The 14,968-nt window shown below is 68.0% G+C and carries 14 protein-coding genes; 9 read left to right on the top strand and 5 right to left on the bottom strand.

Translation table 11 applies throughout. The features are described from left to right. The first annotated feature begins 7 nt into the window (after positions 1-7). Positions 8-151 (top strand): hypothetical protein, encoded by a 144-nt coding sequence (locus tag Q8R27_RS13370; protein WP_371134702.1) that lies wholly within the window; start codon positions 8-10, stop codon positions 149-151. 22 nt (positions 152-173) lie between these two features. Further along, the gene (locus tag Q8R27_RS13365; RefSeq protein ID WP_305699479.1) at positions 174-869 is read left to right on the top strand and encodes an SDR family NAD(P)-dependent oxidoreductase; all 696 of its coding nucleotides are present in this window, start codon (positions 174-176) and stop codon (positions 867-869) included. 71 nt (positions 870-940) lie between these two features. On the opposite strand, the gene Q8R27_RS13360 is transcribed toward Q8R27_RS13365, so the two are convergent. From Q8R27_RS13360 to Q8R27_RS13345, 4 genes are all read right to left on the bottom strand, one after another. Then, on the bottom strand, positions 941-2,020 hold the full coding sequence (locus Q8R27_RS13360) for a phosphotransferase family protein (protein ID WP_305699478.1): 1,080 nt from the start codon (positions 2,018-2,020) through the stop codon (positions 941-943). After that, entirely contained in the window at positions 2,020-2,907 is an 888-nt protein-coding gene (locus tag Q8R27_RS13355) for an acyl-CoA dehydrogenase family protein (RefSeq protein ID WP_305699477.1), read from the bottom strand. The genes Q8R27_RS13360 and Q8R27_RS13355 overlap by 1 nt, the downstream gene beginning before the upstream one ends. 11 nt (positions 2,908-2,918) lie before the next feature. After that, on the bottom strand, positions 2,919-4,079 hold the full coding sequence (locus tag Q8R27_RS13350) for an acyl-CoA dehydrogenase family protein (protein WP_305699476.1): 1,161 nt from the start codon (positions 4,077-4,079) through the stop codon (positions 2,919-2,921). A gap of 81 nt (positions 4,080-4,160) precedes the next feature. Then, positions 4,161-4,346, bottom strand: coding sequence for a LysR family transcriptional regulator (locus Q8R27_RS13345; protein WP_305699475.1), 186 nt, complete (start codon positions 4,344-4,346; stop codon positions 4,161-4,163). Between the two features lie 138 nt (positions 4,347-4,484). On the opposite strand from Q8R27_RS13345, the gene Q8R27_RS13340 reads away from it, so the two are divergent. The 4 genes from Q8R27_RS13340 to Q8R27_RS13325 all read left to right on the top strand — a co-directional run bounded on the left by Q8R27_RS13340 (position 4,485) and on the right by Q8R27_RS13325 (position 9,136). Beyond that, complete coding sequence (locus tag Q8R27_RS13340) at positions 4,485-5,672, top strand: CaiB/BaiF CoA-transferase family protein (RefSeq protein WP_305699474.1); 1,188 nt, start codon at positions 4,485-4,487, stop codon at positions 5,670-5,672. 58 nt (positions 5,673-5,730) lie between these two features. Continuing rightward, positions 5,731-6,498 carry an SDR family NAD(P)-dependent oxidoreductase gene (locus Q8R27_RS13335; protein ID WP_305699473.1) on the top strand — a complete coding sequence of 256 codons (768 nt, stop codon included), beginning with the start codon at positions 5,731-5,733 and terminating at the stop codon, positions 6,496-6,498. Positions 6,499-6,851: 353 nt separating this feature from the next. Beyond that, complete coding sequence (locus Q8R27_RS13330) at positions 6,852-7,931, top strand: acyl-CoA dehydrogenase family protein (RefSeq protein WP_305699472.1); 1,080 nt, start codon at positions 6,852-6,854, stop codon at positions 7,929-7,931. A gap of 41 nt (positions 7,932-7,972) precedes the next feature. After that, entirely contained in the window at positions 7,973-9,136 is a 1,164-nt protein-coding gene (locus tag Q8R27_RS13325; protein ID WP_305699471.1) for an acyl-CoA dehydrogenase family protein, read from the top strand. 67 nt (positions 9,137-9,203) lie between these two features. Here the strand turns inward: Q8R27_RS13325 and Q8R27_RS13320 are convergent, their stop codons facing one another. Beyond that, positions 9,204-10,775 (bottom strand): benzoate-CoA ligase family protein, encoded by a 1,572-nt coding sequence (locus Q8R27_RS13320; protein WP_305699470.1) that lies wholly within the window; start codon positions 10,773-10,775, stop codon positions 9,204-9,206. A 121-nt stretch (positions 10,776-10,896) separates the two neighbouring features. Between Q8R27_RS13320 and Q8R27_RS13315 the strand changes: the two genes are divergently transcribed. The 3 genes from Q8R27_RS13315 to boxB all read left to right on the top strand — a co-directional run bounded on the left by Q8R27_RS13315 (position 10,897) and on the right by boxB (position 14,932). Beyond that, positions 10,897-11,772: a helix-turn-helix transcriptional regulator gene (locus tag Q8R27_RS13315; protein WP_305699469.1), complete on the top strand. Its 876-nt coding sequence runs from the start codon at positions 10,897-10,899 to the stop codon at positions 11,770-11,772. Between the two features lie 92 nt (positions 11,773-11,864). Then, on the top strand, positions 11,865-13,508 hold the full coding sequence (boxC, locus tag Q8R27_RS13310; protein ID WP_305699468.1) for a 2,3-epoxybenzoyl-CoA dihydrolase: 1,644 nt from the start codon (positions 11,865-11,867) through the stop codon (positions 13,506-13,508). Further along, positions 13,508-14,932: a benzoyl-CoA 2,3-epoxidase subunit BoxB gene (boxB, locus tag Q8R27_RS13305; protein ID WP_305699467.1), complete on the top strand. Its 1,425-nt coding sequence runs from the start codon at positions 13,508-13,510 to the stop codon at positions 14,930-14,932. Before boxC ends, boxB begins: the two co-directional genes overlap by 1 nt. The last annotated feature ends 36 nt before the right edge of the window (positions 14,933-14,968 follow it).

Genomic DNA, 14,968 nt, shown 5'->3' with positions numbered 1-14,968 from the left:
GGCCGAGCTGATCGCCGCCGCCCGCACCAAACTCGCCGCCTACAAGACGCCCAAGCGCGTCATCTTCGTCGACGAACTGCCTCGAAACGCCATGGGCAAGGTCCAGAAGAACCTCCTGCGTGAACGCTTCGCCGACGTGCTGGCCGGTTGACCGGGCGGTGGGGGCAACGACGATGACCAAGAGCCTATTGGTGACCGGCGGCTTCGGCGTGCTGGGACGCGCGGTCTCGGCGGCGGCCGTGGCGCGGGGCTGGCGCACGGCGCTAGTGGATTTCTCGCCTGAGCCTCCCGCTGGGCTCGCCGCGTCGCTGGGCGACGGGGCCTATCTGAAGGGTGGGGTGGATTTGGCGGATCCGGCGGCGGCCCGCACCGTAGTCGAGGACGTGGCCCAACGGCAGGGCGGCCTGGACGTGCTGGTGAACGTCGCCGGCGGGTTCACCTGGACCACGCTGGCGGACGGCGGCGTCGAGCCCTGGGGCGACCTGCACCGACTGAACCTGACCACAGCGGTGAACACCAGTGCTGCGGCGATCCCGCTGCTGACCCAGAGCACGGCCGGGCGGATCGTCAACGTCGGCGCCAACGCCGCGGTGAAAGCCGCCGCCGGCATGGGACCGTACGCAGCGTCCAAGGCCGCAATCCATCGGTTGACCGAAAGCTTGTCGGAAGAGCTCAAGGACCAGGGCGTGACGGTCAACGCCGTGCTGCCCTCGATCCTGGACACGCCCACCAACCGCGCCGACATGCCCGACGCCGACTTCACACGCTGGGTCACGCCTGACGCGCTGGCGCAGGTGATCCTGTTCCTGGCCTCCGACGAGGCGGGCGCAGTGACCGGCGCGCTGCTGCCGGTGACCGGCCGGGTCTAGGCCGCGCCGGCCGCCGGCGATCACCGAGACTGGCCAGAAGACGCCCGCGGTCAGGGCGCGCCGCGGCGCGATCAGATGCGGCGCAGCGCGCGCTCCAGCAGGTTGATGGTCAGTTGGTGCAGGTGCAGGCCGATGCCCATGTCGGCCTGGCCGGCCTGGGCGCGCGCATAGGTGCCCTCCTGGATCAGGCCGAGCTTGAAGCAGGCGAGCACCACGTACCAGTTGACCTGGGAGACGTCGCGGCCGCTGCGTTCGGCGTAGCGGGCGACCAGCTCGCTCTCCGTGGGGAAGCCCGCCCACGGCGTCACCGACACGCAGCCGGGATGGCTGCCGTCCGGATCGGCCCAGGTGGCCAGCAAGCAGCCCAGGTCGACCAGAGGGTCACCAATGGTCGAGAGCTCCCAATCGACGATGGCCGCGAGGTCCGGCGTGGTGCGCGAGAACATCATGTTGGCCATGTGGAAGTCGCCGTGGATGATCGCCGGCGCGAACGTGGCGGGCCGGTTGTCCTCCAGCCACCGGGCGATGGCGTCGACGCCGGGCAATTCAGCGCGGCCGGTCCACCCAGCGAAGGCCTCGTAGCCCTGCAGCTGCTTCATCCAGCGGCCGACCTGACGCTCGAGGAAGCCTTCGGGACGGCCAAAATCCTCAAGGCCCTTGGCCAGGTAGTCGACGCCGCCCACCGCGGCCAGGCCATCGATCACCGACAGGCCCATGGCGTGGCGCATCTTCGGCGCATCGCCGTGCGGTGAGGGGAGGGGCACGTTGGCCGGCGAGAAGCCGTCCACCGCCTCCATCAGATAGAACCCCGCGCCCAGCACCGAGGGATCATCGCAGGCGGCCAACAGGCGCGGGTGCGGCGCGCCGCTGCCGGCGAGGGCGGCGAGCACGCGGGCCTCCCGGCGCATGGTCATGTCGCCGTCCATGATCGGCTTGGCCGGCGGGCGGCGCAGCACGAAGGCGCTGGAGCCCCGCCGAAAGCGCAGGACGACGTTCTGGGTGCCGCCCTGCAGCGCGACAGCGTCCTCAATCGGTCCCGCGCCCAGTCCGTGGACGTCCATCCAGCTCGCCAGGCGATCCAGATCGACTAGAGTGCGCCAGGCCGCCTCGTTGGCGAGGGTGACCGCTTCGACCCCTTGGGCGACGCTCATCAGCGGGCGTCCGCGAGGGTGCGCACGAAATCGACCGAACCGCCGGGATAGGCCAGCCGTTCGCGGCCGATCAGCAGCCCCCAGTAGGGACCCGAGCCCTCCGCCAGGCGCCAGCGGTGAAGGCGGCGGGTGAACAGTTGCAATGTGTGCTCCTTGCTGATCCCGATCGCGCCATGCAGGGCGTGGGCGGTGGTGGCGACCAGCAGCGCGGCCTCGCCGGTGCGCAACTTGGCGGCCGCGGCCAGGCCGCTGGGCAGGGCGGTGAAATCGTCGACGAACGCGAGCCTGGCGGCGGCGGACGCCGCGGCGACCTCCTCGGCCATCACCGCGAGCTGCTGCTGCACGGCCTGAAACTTGCCGATCTCGCGGCCGAACTGCTTGCGGATGAGGGCGTAGTCGATGGTCATGGTCAGCACCGCCTCGACCGCGCCCGCCATGCGCGCGGCGAGCGTCGCGACGGCGAGGTTGCGCAGCGGCGACCCATTCCAGGCGAACTCTGTGTCTGCCCCGCCAGCCGCAGGCTCAAGCGCCAGGCGGCCGCCCAGGTCACGCAGGCGCCAGGCCGCCGTCTCGCCAGTGTCGCCCAGCGCGATGGAGCCTTCCGGCGGTTCATGCCCAGCCCGGGCCAGGATCGCGCGGGCGATCATGGTCTCGATGACTGGGGCCGGCGTCAGGCGCCGCCCCAGCGCCACGGCCAGCGGGAAGATCTCGGAGAACGGCACGCCCGCCCCGCCGTGTTCTTCCGGGGTCAGGGCGTCGAGGAAGCCCGACTCGGCGATCGCGCGCCAGGCCTCGCTTTTCGGGCCGGTGTCCAGGGTGTCGGTCTGCTCGATGGGACCAAGGCCCGTAAGCAGCCGGTCGAACTGTTCGCTCAGCATGTCGTCCATCGGTACGTTCCTCAACGCAGGCCCAGGCCGCGGGCGATGATGCCGCGCAGGATTTCGCGCGTGCCGCCGCGCAACGAGTATGACGGGCTGATCGCAGTCACATAGTCGAGCGTCGCCAACAGGTCTGCGGGCACGTCGGCGTCCACGGTGGCGGCGACCATCTCGCCGACCAGGGCGGGGATCGACTGCTCGTAACTGGTGCCGAGATCCTTCAGCAGGGCGGCCTCGATCACCGGGCTCTCATGGCGCGACAGCCGTTCGGTGAGCGCCAGCGACATCGACCGCAGCACCGCCAGGCGCGCGGAGAGCTGGCCGACCAACAGCGTCTCGGATTCGGTGACGTCGCCGCGCGCCTGCAGCCAGGCGATCCAGGCGTCGGTGAGCGCCATGCTGGAGTAGATCCGTTCCGGCCCGCTGCGCTCGAAGGCGAGCTCGGCGTTGACCTGCTCCCAGCCCGCGCCCTCCTCGCCGACCAGGGTGTCGGGGCCGAGCTGCACGTCGTCGAAATGGATCTCCGAGAAGTGCGCGTCTCCGGCCAGATCCATGATCGGGCGGCGCGTGACGCCCGGCGCCTGCAGGTCGACGATGAACTGGGAGAGGCCGGCGTTGCGGTCGGCCGGCGTGCCCGAGGTGCGCACCAGGGCGATCATGTAGTGCGAGCGGTGGCCGTTGGTGGTCCAGATCTTCGAGCCGTTCAGCCTCCAGCCGTCGGCGTTCTGAGCCGCGGTGGTGCGCACGCTGGCGAGGTCGGAACCGGAGTTGGGCTCGCTCATGCCGATGCAGAAGAAGGCTTCGCCCCGGCAGATGCGCGGGATGTAGAACTGACGCTGCGTCTCGGTGCCGAAGCGCAGGATCAGGGGGCCGCTCTGGCGGTCGGCGATCCAGTGGGCGGCGACCGGGGCGCCGGAAGCCAGCAGCTCCTCCGAAAGCACGAACCGGGCGAAGGCGCCGCGCTCGGAACCGCCGTATTCCTTGGGCAGCGTCAGGCCGATCCAACCGCGCTCGCCGAGCTTGCGGCTGAACTCAGCGTCGAAACCCATCCAGGAACGGGCGCGCGCCGACGCCTGGACGCCGTCCAATGTCTCGGCGATGAACGCCTTGATCTCCGCGCGCAACGCCTCGTCTTCGGCGGGAAGCGGTCGGATCGGCGGTGACTCGAGCACGAGCGACATGGGTTGAGCCTCATTAGGGTTGCGCGACGCTGCGCCGCCGCACCCCTGGCGATGCGGCGCAAATGCGATGCCGGTCGAATATCATCTTCGCAGGGGGCGATAGTCCACGGCTATTCCAGCCGGCGATTGCGGCGCGCCGAGCTCGGCTTCGAGCTTGGCGATTGACACCGATAGCGGCGGCTGGGCGATGTCCAGGATCTCGGCCGCGCGATGGAAATTCAGCACCTCGGCGAGGGTGAGAAACTGCCTGACCCGTGTGAGTTCCATGATATCGGATCCATATCAAAGGTCGGCTACGGGATATTTGAGCCGATGACGCCGGCGACATAAGGGTGGCGCTGGCTGTGACCTGAGGGCTGGCCCAGCGGCGCGGCGCAAGGCGACGGCATAAAGGGAGATAACGGCTTGGCAGGTATTCTCGACGGCGTGCGCGTCCTCGATTTCGGGCGTTACGTCGCCGGACCCTATTGCGCGACCGTGCTGGGCGACTTCGGCGCCGAGGTTATCCGCATCGAGAGGCGTAGCGGCAGCGAAGACCGCTTCGTGACTCCGGTCACCGAGGGCGGCGAAGGCAGCCTGTTCATGCAGGTCGCGCGGAACAAGCTGTCGGTGACCCTGGATCCGATGAATCCGGCGGCGACGGATGTGGTGCGCCGGCTGGTGGAGAGCGCCGACATCGTCGTCGCCAATCTTCCGGGCGGCACGCTGAAGGCCATGGGACTCGACTACGAAACGCTGAAGGCGATCAAGCCGAACATCATCCTGGTCAACGTGTCGGCGTTCCTGGGCGAGGGCCCCTGGGCTGATCGCCTGGGTTTCGACACCATCGGCCAGGCCATGTCCGGCGGGGTGCATCTCAGCGGCCAGCCTGACCAGCCCTATCGGGCGACGGTGAGCTGGGTCGATTTCGGCACCGCTTTGCACGCTGCGCTGGGCGCGGTGCTGGCGTTGATCGAGCGCGGCAAGTCCGGGCGCGGCCAGGAGGTGAAGGCCGCCTTGCTACCAACCGCGGTGTCGTTCAACAACGGCGCCCTGATCGAGCAGGCGGTGATCGCCCCTAACCGAGTGGCCACTGGCAACCGCAGCCCCACCTCCGGCCCCACGGACATGTATCGAGCCAAGGACGGCAAGTGGCTGTTGACCCAAGTGGTCGGACTGCCGTTGTTCAAGCGCTGGGCGCGGCTGATGGGCGAGGACAAGTGGCTGGAGGACCCGCGCTTCGCCGATGACATCGGTCGCGGCGACCACGGTCCAGAACTATCGGCGCGGACGGCGAAATGGTGCCTGGAGCACGATCGCGACGAGGCGCTGGACCTGCTGGCCGCGGCCAAGATCCCCGCCGGCCCGATCCTCAGCCCGCAGGAAGTGCTCGACCATCCGCAGGTTCAGGCGCTGAAGCTGCTGCACGCGCTCGACTATCCGGGCCTGCCGAAACCCGCGCCGGTGGCGCAGACGGCGATCTTCATGAGCGAAACGCCCGCGGAAATCCGCAGCGCCGCGCCCGAGCTCGGCGCGCACACAGACCAGATCCTGAGCCAACTCGGCTATTCCGCCGAAGAGATCGCGGGCCTACGACAATCCGGTTCGATCTAGGGCCACACCATCATCAGCGAGCGCCGCTGAGGCGCCGCTAAGACCCAAGGGGACATTCATGAACATCCAAGGCATCACCGCCGTCGTTACGGGCGGCGCATCCGGGCTCGGTCGCGCCACCGCAGAGCGTCTGCTGAGCCAGGGCGCGGCCAACGTGGTCATCGTCGACCTCGCATCCTCGCCCGGCGAAGACGTGGCCCGCGAACTGGGCGCCAAGGTCAAGTTCGTTGCTGGCGACGTGACCAACGAAGCGCAGATGCAGGCGGTGTTCGCCGCCGCCGAAGCGTTGGGCCCAGTGCGCGCGACCGTCCATTGCGCAGGCGGCAGCAAGGCGCTGCGGGTCCTCGACCGTGAGGGCCAGCCGGGCGCGCTCGACACCTACGCCAGCGTCATCACTCTGAACCTGGTCGGCAGCTTCAACGTGCTGCGGCTCGCGGCGGCGAGCTCCGCCAAGAACGAGCTGGTCGACGGTGAACGCGGCGTGGTGATCTTGACCGCCTCGATCGCCGCTTACGAAGGTCAGATCGGCCAGATCCCCTACGCCTCGTCCAAGGCGGGCATCGTCGGCATGACCCTGGTCGCCGCCCGCGACCTGGCCCAGCGGGCGATCCGCGTGTGCACCATCGCGCCGGGGATCTTCGACACCCCGCTGCTGGCGCGTCTGCCGCAGGACGTGCGCGACTCCCTGGGCGCGGCGGTGCCGCATCCCTCGCGCCTGGGCGTGCCGCCGGAATTCGCGCAACTCGCCGCGCAGATCATCGAGAACTCGATGCTCAACGGCGAGACGATCCGCCTGGACGGCGCGCTACGCATGGCGCCCCGCTAAAGGATAGTCTTCCCCCGACAAGACGGTCCGGACATCCTTCTCCTTCGCTGGGAGGAATATCCGGACCGCTAGCGGCGACCATCTAACACGCGGATGGCGAGATCGGCAGACAACCGGAGGAGGCGATCATGCTTCGTTCGACGCACCACCGTGCGCCACACATCTCGTTGGGGAAAGTGAAGATCCATTGCTTTCGCACGGCTTTTTCGCCGTTGCATATTCTAACGTCAGTTTGATGATTGACGATCCCGACAGGACGTGAGAGCTTACGCTAGCGTCGCATGATTGTGCGAATAGCTCTTCGCCGCGCCCGGCGAATTCCATCGCAACCGCAAACGGGGAGGATCGCGTCCGTGATCTCTTATGAACTGTCCGAAGAGCAGAAGATCGTCCGCTCGACGATGAGCGAGTTCGCCAACACGGTCCTGCGTCCGGAGACGCGCCGGCTGGACGACAACTCCAAGATCGACGACGGAGTGCTGAGCGCGCTTTGGGCGACGGAGATCATCCAGTCGCAGGCGGACGCAGACGGCGAGGGCCGCTCGCCGGTGACCAACGCCATCATTCTGGAGGAACTGGCCGCGGCCGACGCAAGTCTCGCGCTGGCGGTGGCGTCGTCCATGGGCTTCGTCCAGGCGATCGCCGATCAGGGCTCGGCCAAGCAGCGCGAACTGCTGAAGGCCTTCGCCGGCCCCAAATTCCAGGCCGCAGCCATCGCCATGATGGAGCCGTCGTTCTCTTTCGACGTCTCGAAGATCTCCGCCAAGGCGAGCAAGGCGGGCGACGAATACGTCCTGAGCGGCAAGAAGGCCTACGTGCCCCTGGCGTCGAGCTGCAGCCACTTCCTGGTGATCGCCGAAAGCGACGGCGCGGCGGACGCCTTCATCGTGCCGCGCGACGCCGCGGGCGTGAAGGTTGAAGCGCCGAAGGGCACGCTCGGCCTGCGCGCGCTCGAACTCGCCGAAGTGAGCTTTGACGGCGTCAAGGTTCCCGCCTCCATGCGCCTCGGCGAAGGCAACGGCGCGGACATCCAGAAGATCGTCGACAGCGCCCGCGTGGGCCTCGCCTCGATCATGGCGGGCCTCAGCCGCGGCGTCCTCGAATACGTCGTTCCCTACACCAAGGAACGCATCGTGCATGGCACTCCGCTCGCCCAGAAGCAGAAGGTCGCTTTCGACATCGCCGACATGAAGATCGATATCGACGCGATGCGCTGGATGAACTGGAAGGCCGCCTGGGAGCTGGAAAGCAAGCTTCCCGCCACCCGCACCGCCCAACTGGCCTACACCTACGCCAGCCAGCAGACGATGCAGATCGCCGACAACGGCCTGCAGGCGTTCGGCGGCCACGGCTTCGTCAAGGCTCACCCGATCGAGATGTGGTATCGCAACGCCCGCTCGCTGTCCGTTCTCGAGGGCGTGGCCGGCGTCTGAGCCGCACGCTTCGCATCCCCACATTTCGAGAGGAAACCGACATGGTTGATTTCAGCCTCACCGAAGGCGACCAACGCTTTCTGGACCTGATCCAAGAAGAGTACGAGCTGGGTCGCAAGTTCGCCCGCGAAGTCGATCGCGAGGCCGAGCACAAGCCGCCGGTGGTCAAGACCCTGCACCCTGCGCTGGAGGGCAAGCCCGACCCCTACGAGCTGCTGCATGAGAGCGACGAGGGCACCAGCGGCCACATCATGGTCGACGCCCTGATGCACATGGTCAGCGCCAAGGACCTGGACATGCGGCCCGAGGGACTGGGCTTTGGCTCGATGGTGCTCGAGGACTTCGGCACGGACGAACAGAAGGCCAAGTTCGGCCATCTGCGCCTGGCCATCGGCCTCACCGAGCCGGGCGCCGGCTCCGACCCGGGCAACATGGCGTCGACCTGGCGCTATGACGCGGCGACCGACGAATACGTCCTGAACGGCGAGAAGGTGTTCATCTCGGCCATCAACAAGCTCGACGGCGCAGTCACCCTGCTGCGCGGCGTGCCTGACGAACAGGGCCGGCGGGTCTTCAGCTCCTTCATCATCACGAAGGACATGAAGGGCTTCCACGAGATGCAGCAGTTCCAGAAGCTCGGCATGCACCAGTTCGACATCGCCGGCTTCACGATGGACGACATCCGGGTTCCGGCCATCAATCGCCTGGAGGCCGATTTCGGCCGCACGATGAGCCGCTTCAACCACAACCGCCCGCTGGTCGCGGCCGGCGCGCTGGGCCTTTGCCGTTCGATGCTGGACTTCACCAAGGCCAAGCTGGCCGAAGGCGGCATCGAGGTCGACTATGCCCGCGGCGTGAAGGCGCGCAGCGCGGCCGAAGACAAGATCATCCGCATGGAAGCGCTTTGGGAAGCGGCCTGGGGCACGGTCATGGAAGTGAAGTGGAAGCAGACCCAGCTTGGCACCACCTCGCTCGGCTATCGCACCGAAGCCTCGATGGCCAAGGCCATCGGCGGCAAGGCGGCGCGCCAGATCACCCAGGGTTGCCTGGAGCTGCTCGGCCCGGAAGGCCTCTCTGAGGACTATCTGGCCGAAAAGTGGTTCCGCGACGCGCGTATCGCCGACATCTATGAGGGTGCGGGCGAGATCCAGCGCATCCTCGTGGCCCGCGACGTGCTGGGCTACAAGAAGGGCGAGCTGAACTAGACGCGCTTTTACGCCGTGCAGATCGACGGCTCCCCAAGCAATTTTGGGGAGCCGTTTTCGTCTGTGATCAGGCCGACGCCTCTGACCCCGTCGCGGCCTCGGCTTCGCGCAGCATGTGGCGGCGGATCTTGCCGGTTGCGGTCTTCGGCAACTGATCGGTGAATTGGATCAGCCGAGGATATTTGTAAGGCGCGAGCCTGGCCTTGGCGTGCGCCTGCAGCTCGGCTTCCAGCGATGTGCTGGCGGCATGGCTGGGCTTGAGCACCACGAAGGCCTTGGTGCGGGTCAGGCCGTGGGCGTCCGGCACACCGATCACCGCGGCCTCCAACACCGCGGGGTGGCCCAGCAGGGCGTTCTCGACTTCGCCGGGAGACACCCAGTTGCCGCTGACCTTGAGCATGTCGTCGGCCCGCCCGCAGTGGGTGAGGAAGCCGTCGGCGTCCGCGGTGAACTTGTCGCCGGTGCGCATCCAGCCGTCGACGAAGGTCGCTGCGGTCTTCTCCGGGTTGTTCCAGTAGTAGGACGCGCAGGTGGGCCCCCGGACATGCAGCTCGCCGACCTCGCCCGGCCCGACGCTGTCGCCAGCGTCGTCGACCACGCGGACCTCGTAGCCCGGGACCGCCTGGCCGGTGGTCCCATAGCGCACCGCGCCCGGGCGATTGGAGACGTAGATGTGCAGCATCTCCGTCGAGCCGATGCCGTCGACGATCTCCACCCCGGTGCGCGCTTCCCATGCCTCGCCCAGTTCCTGGGGCAGGGCTTCGCCGGCCGAGAGGCAGACGCGCAGGCCGGAACCTCGTCCAGGCGCGTGCGGAGAGGCGAGCAGGCCGGCGTAAAGGGTCGGGACGCCGCAGAAGACGGTGACGCCTTGCTCGGCCACGGCTCGGCCGACCACTTCCGGCGTCACCCGCTCGGCCCGCAGCACCGCGGTGGCGCCCGCCGCCATCGGGAAGGTGAGGGCGTTGCCGAGCCCGTAGGCGAAGAACAGCTTGGCGGCGGAATAGACCACGTCGTCGGCTCGCATCCCGAACACCTGGCGGGCGAACAAGTCTGCCGTGAGCATCAGGCTTTCGTGCCGATGGACAGCGCCCTTGGGCCGGCCGGTGGAGCCGGAGGAATAGAGCCAGAAGGCTTCGGCCTGCGGCGTGGTCAGGTGCGGCTGGAGCGGTGCAGTGGTCGGAGCGAACTCGCCGAGGCTGACCTCGCCGGGCATCGCGCCGTCCCCCGCGATCACCAGCCGGCCCGTCCAGCCAGCCTGCGCGGCCGCGGCGCGAAACTGATTGGCCAGCGACGGCGAGACCACGGCCGCCCGCGCGCCGCTGTCGGCGAGGATGTAGGCGTAGTCGGGGACAGGGAATAGGGTGTTGAGCGGGATCGGGATCAGTCCGGCCTTCATCGCGCCGAGGAAGCAGGCGACGAAATCCACACCGTCCAGCAAGCCCAGCGCCACCCGGTCGCCAGGTGTGAAGCCAAGGCCCAGCAGGCCCGCGCCGCAGCGGTCGGCGCGCTCAGCCGTCTCGGCGTAGCTGTAGCGGCCCGCGTCGTCGATGATGGCGATCTTGGTGGGGTTCGCGCGCAGATTGCGCTCGATAAGGTCCACGGCGGCGTTGTAGCCGCCCGCGCTGGACGCATGGTCCATGGCCTTCCTCCCTTGCGCCGTTTTCTGTTCATCCCGGGACGGCGCGCCCTGGCGGATATGCAGTTTATTGCCTGTTGCGCGATATGGTACATCAACGTCGCACGGGAGCGAGACTGAAAGCATGGCGTCCAACCCTGACTTCGGCGCCGGCCCATCGGCTTATCTTGAGGGACTGGGCGAACGGGTTCGCGGCGCGCGCCTGCTGGCGGGCCTGTCGCGAAAGGCGCTGGCCCAGCGCTCGGACGTCTCGGAGCGATACCTCGCGCAGCTCGAGCACGGTCAGGGCAACATCTCGATCCTGTTGCTGCGCCAACTGGCCGGCGCGCTGCAGACTCCGGTCGAGCGTCTGGTGTCCGACCGCGCCGAGCCGGTCGACGCACTGTCGAGCACCCTCGATCTGCTGCGCTCGCTTGGCCCCGAGCAACTCGACCAGGCGCGGCAGTCGCTGCTGCGCCAGTTCGGCCGCGCCGATCCGCAGGCGCGTCGCGCCCGCATCGCCCTGGTGGGCCTGCGCGGCGCGGGCAAGTCATCGCTCGGCGCCTCGCTCGCCCAGCGCCGGGGCGTGGCGTTCATTGAACTTGACCGTGAGATCGAACGCGAAAGCGGCTTGTCGCTCAGCGCCATCTTCGACCTCTACGGCCCCGAAGGCTTCCGCCGCTTGGAGCGGGCCAGTCTCGACCGGGTGCTGGAGCGCGACACCCAGGCGGTGATCGCCACCGGCGGCGGCATCGTGTCGGAGCCGGCGACATTCGAGCGCCTGCTCAGCACTTGCTTCACCGTCTGGATCAAGGCCTCGCCGCGCGAGCACATGGACCGGGTGCTGGCCCAGGGCGACACCCGGCCGATGTCCAACACCCCGGAAGCGATGGCCGACCTAGAGGCGATCCTGCGGCGGCGCGAGGGGCTCTATGCGCGGGCCGATGCGATGGTGGACACCGCGGGCCGAACTCAGGAAGCGAGCCTGGAAGACCTGAACATGGCTGTGGAAGTCGCCTAGGCTTGTGTGGCGATATGCATTATAACGGCGGTTCAGCGAAATAGATGCATTATAATGCGCAACGCCAATCGAATGGGAAGGAAGCCACACCCTTGATCACCTTTGATCGGCGGCCGGAAGATTACCGGCACTGGAAGCTTGCGGTGGATGGCCGCCTCGCCACGCTGACGCTGGACGTCGACGAGGATGCGGGCCTGGCGCCCGGCTACAAGCTGAAGCTCAATTCCTACGACCTCGGCGTCGACATCGAGCTGCATGACGCGCTGCAGCGCATCCGCTTCGAGCACCCGCAGGCGGCTTGCGTGGTTCTGGCCAGCGGCAAGGACCGGATGTTCTGCGCCGGGGCCAACATCTACATGCTGGGGGCGTCCAGCCATCAGTGGAAGGTGAACTTCTGCAAGTTCACCAACGAGACCCGCAACGGCATGGAGGATTCCAGCCGCCATGACGGGCTGAAGTTCATCGCCGCCCTGAACGGAACGACCGCCGGCGGCGGCTACGAACTGGCGCTGGCCTGCGACGAGATCGTCATGGTCGACGACCGCTCGACGGTGGTCAGCCTGCCGGAGGCGCCGTTGCTGGGCGTGCTGCCTGGCACCGGCGGCCTGAGCCGGGTGGTGGACAAGCGCGGTGTTCGACGCGACCTCGCAGACGTGTTCTGCACCAGCGCCGACGGGGTGCGCGCGCCGCGCGCCCAGGCCTGGGGACTGGTCGATGAGATCGCCTCGCCGAACGCCTTTTCGGGCCTGGTGCGCGAGCGGGCCGAGGCGCTGACGACGCAATCGCGGCGGCCGGCCGCGGGCGAGGGGATCAGCCTGCGCCCGTTGAACCGCCAGATGGAAGCCGACGGTTGGCGATACGACCATGTGGAGGTGCGCATCGATCGCGCGTCCGAGGTGGCGACCTTGACCGTGCACGCGCCGAACGGTCCACAACCGAGCGACGTGACCGCGATCCACGCCGCGGGGGACGCCTGGTGGCCGCTACGCATGGCGCGCGAACTGGACGACGCCATCCTGATGCTGCGGACCAACGAGGCTGCGCTGGGCCTGATCGCGCTGCGCACGAAGGGCGAAGCGGCGGGCGTGCTGGCGGCGGGCGATGCGCTCGTGCGTCTGGGCGACGACTGGCTGGTGCGCGAGACGGCGGGCCTGTTGCGCAGGACCCTGGCGCGGCTGGATGTCACCTCGCGCAGCCTCTACGCGGTGATCGACCCCGGCTCCTGCTTCGCCGGCGTCCTGATGGAGATCGCGCTGGCGGCGGACCGCAGCTACATGCTGGAGGCGCTGGACAGTCCGGAGATCGCGCCGAAGCTGCTGCTGGATGCGACCAATTTCGGCCTGTTGCCGATGGTCAACGGGCGTTCGCGGCTGGCGACCCGGTTCAACGACGACGAAGCCGTGCTGGAGAGCCTGCGCGGCCTGGCCGGCCAGGCCCTCGACGCCGCGGAGGCTTCCGAGAATGGCCTGGTGACGTTCACGCCGGACGAGCTCGACTGGGACGACGAGATTCGGTTGGCGTTCGAAGAGCGGACCAGTCTGTCGCCGGACGCGCTCACGGGTCTGGAGGCGAACCTTCGTTTTCCGGGCGCCGAGACCCTGGAGACCAAGGTGTTCGCCCGCCTGTCGGCCTGGCAGAACTGGGTGTTCTATCGGCCCAATGCGACAGGCGAGCGCGGGGCGTTGAAACTGTTCGGAACCGGCGCCAAGCCGCTGTTCGACCGGGAGCGAGTGTGATGTCGATCGACTATCAGGAACAGATCCCCAACAACGTCGACCTGGGCTCCAACCGCACCCTGCAGCGTGCGCTGGAGCAGTGGCGGCCCGAATTCCTCAACTGGTGGCGCGACATGGGGCCCAGCGACTTCCAGTCCGCGGATATCTATCTGCGCACCGCGGTCTCGGTGGACGCCCGCGGCTGGGCCTCGTTCGGCCAGGTGAAGATGCCGGACTATCGCTGGGGGATCTTCCTGGCCGAGCAGGAGCAGGACCGGCGCATCGGCTTCGGCGACGAGTTCGGAAAGCCGGTGTGGGCCCAGGTCCCGGGTGAGCATCGCTCGACCCTGCGCCGGCTGATCGTGACGCAGGGCGACACCGAGCCGGCCTCGGTGGAACAGCAACGGCTGCTCGGCCACACCGCGCCGTCGCTCTACGACCTGCGCGGCCTGTTCCAGGTGAATGTGGAGGAGGGCCGCCACCTGTGGGCGATGGTCTATCTGCTGCACGCCTATTTTGGTCGCGACGGCCGCGAGGAGGCCGAGGAGCTGTTGACCCGGCACTCGGGCGACACCGACAAGCCGCGGATCCTGGGCACCTTCAACGAGCCGATCTCGGACTGGCTCAGCTATTTCATGTTCACCTTCTTCACCGACCGCGACGGCAAGTATCAGCTCAAGTCGCTGGCGGAATCGGCCTTCGACCCGCTGGCCCGTACCTGCCGGTTCATGCTGACCGAAGAAGCCCACCACATGTTCATCGGCCATACGGGCCTTGCCCGGGTGATCGCGCGCACCCTGCAGGTGATGCGCGAGCTGGGATCGGAAGATCCGCTGGCGGTGCGCGCGGCCGGCGCCATCGACCTGCCGACGCTGCAGAAGTACGTCAACTTCTGGTTCTCCTCGGCGCTGGACCTGTTCGGGTCGGAGTCGTCGTCCAACGCCGCGCTCTATTTCGCCAGCGGCATCAAGGGCCGGCCCGACGAGGCGCAGTTCGAGGACCACCTGGCGCTGGGCCAGAGTTTCGAACTGGAGACCCCGGACGGGAAGGGCGGGGTGAAGCGCGAGGACATCCCGCTGCGCAACGCCATGAACGAGACCACGCGTCGCGCCTACGCCGCGGAGTGCCAGCTATTCATGGACCGCTGGAACCTGCAGATCGAGGCGGCGGGCTACAGTTTCCGTGTGCGTCTGCCCAGCATGCGCTTCCGGCGCGAAATCGGCGTCTGGGCGGGGAGCGCCACCGACGTCGACGGCGCACCGATCAGCCGCGAGGCGTTCGACCAGCGCAAGGGCGACTGGCTGCCCACCGAGGCCGACCGCGCCTTCGTCCACAGCCTCATGCAGCCGGTCACCCAGCCAGGCAAGATGGCCGGCTGGATCGCGCCGCCGGACCGCGGGATCAACGGGCAGGCCGTCGACTATGAGTACGTGCGGTTGGCTTAAGGTTCCCGCGGCACGCTGACGTCAAGACTACGCCGC

Origin of the sequence: Phenylobacterium sp. (genome assembly GCF_030697305.1) — a bacterium.
Classification (GTDB): Bacteria; Pseudomonadota; Alphaproteobacteria; order Caulobacterales; family Caulobacteraceae; genus Phenylobacterium.
The sequence above is the reverse complement of the archived record's forward strand: the minus strand, read 5'-3'. Positions and strand labels throughout refer to the sequence as shown.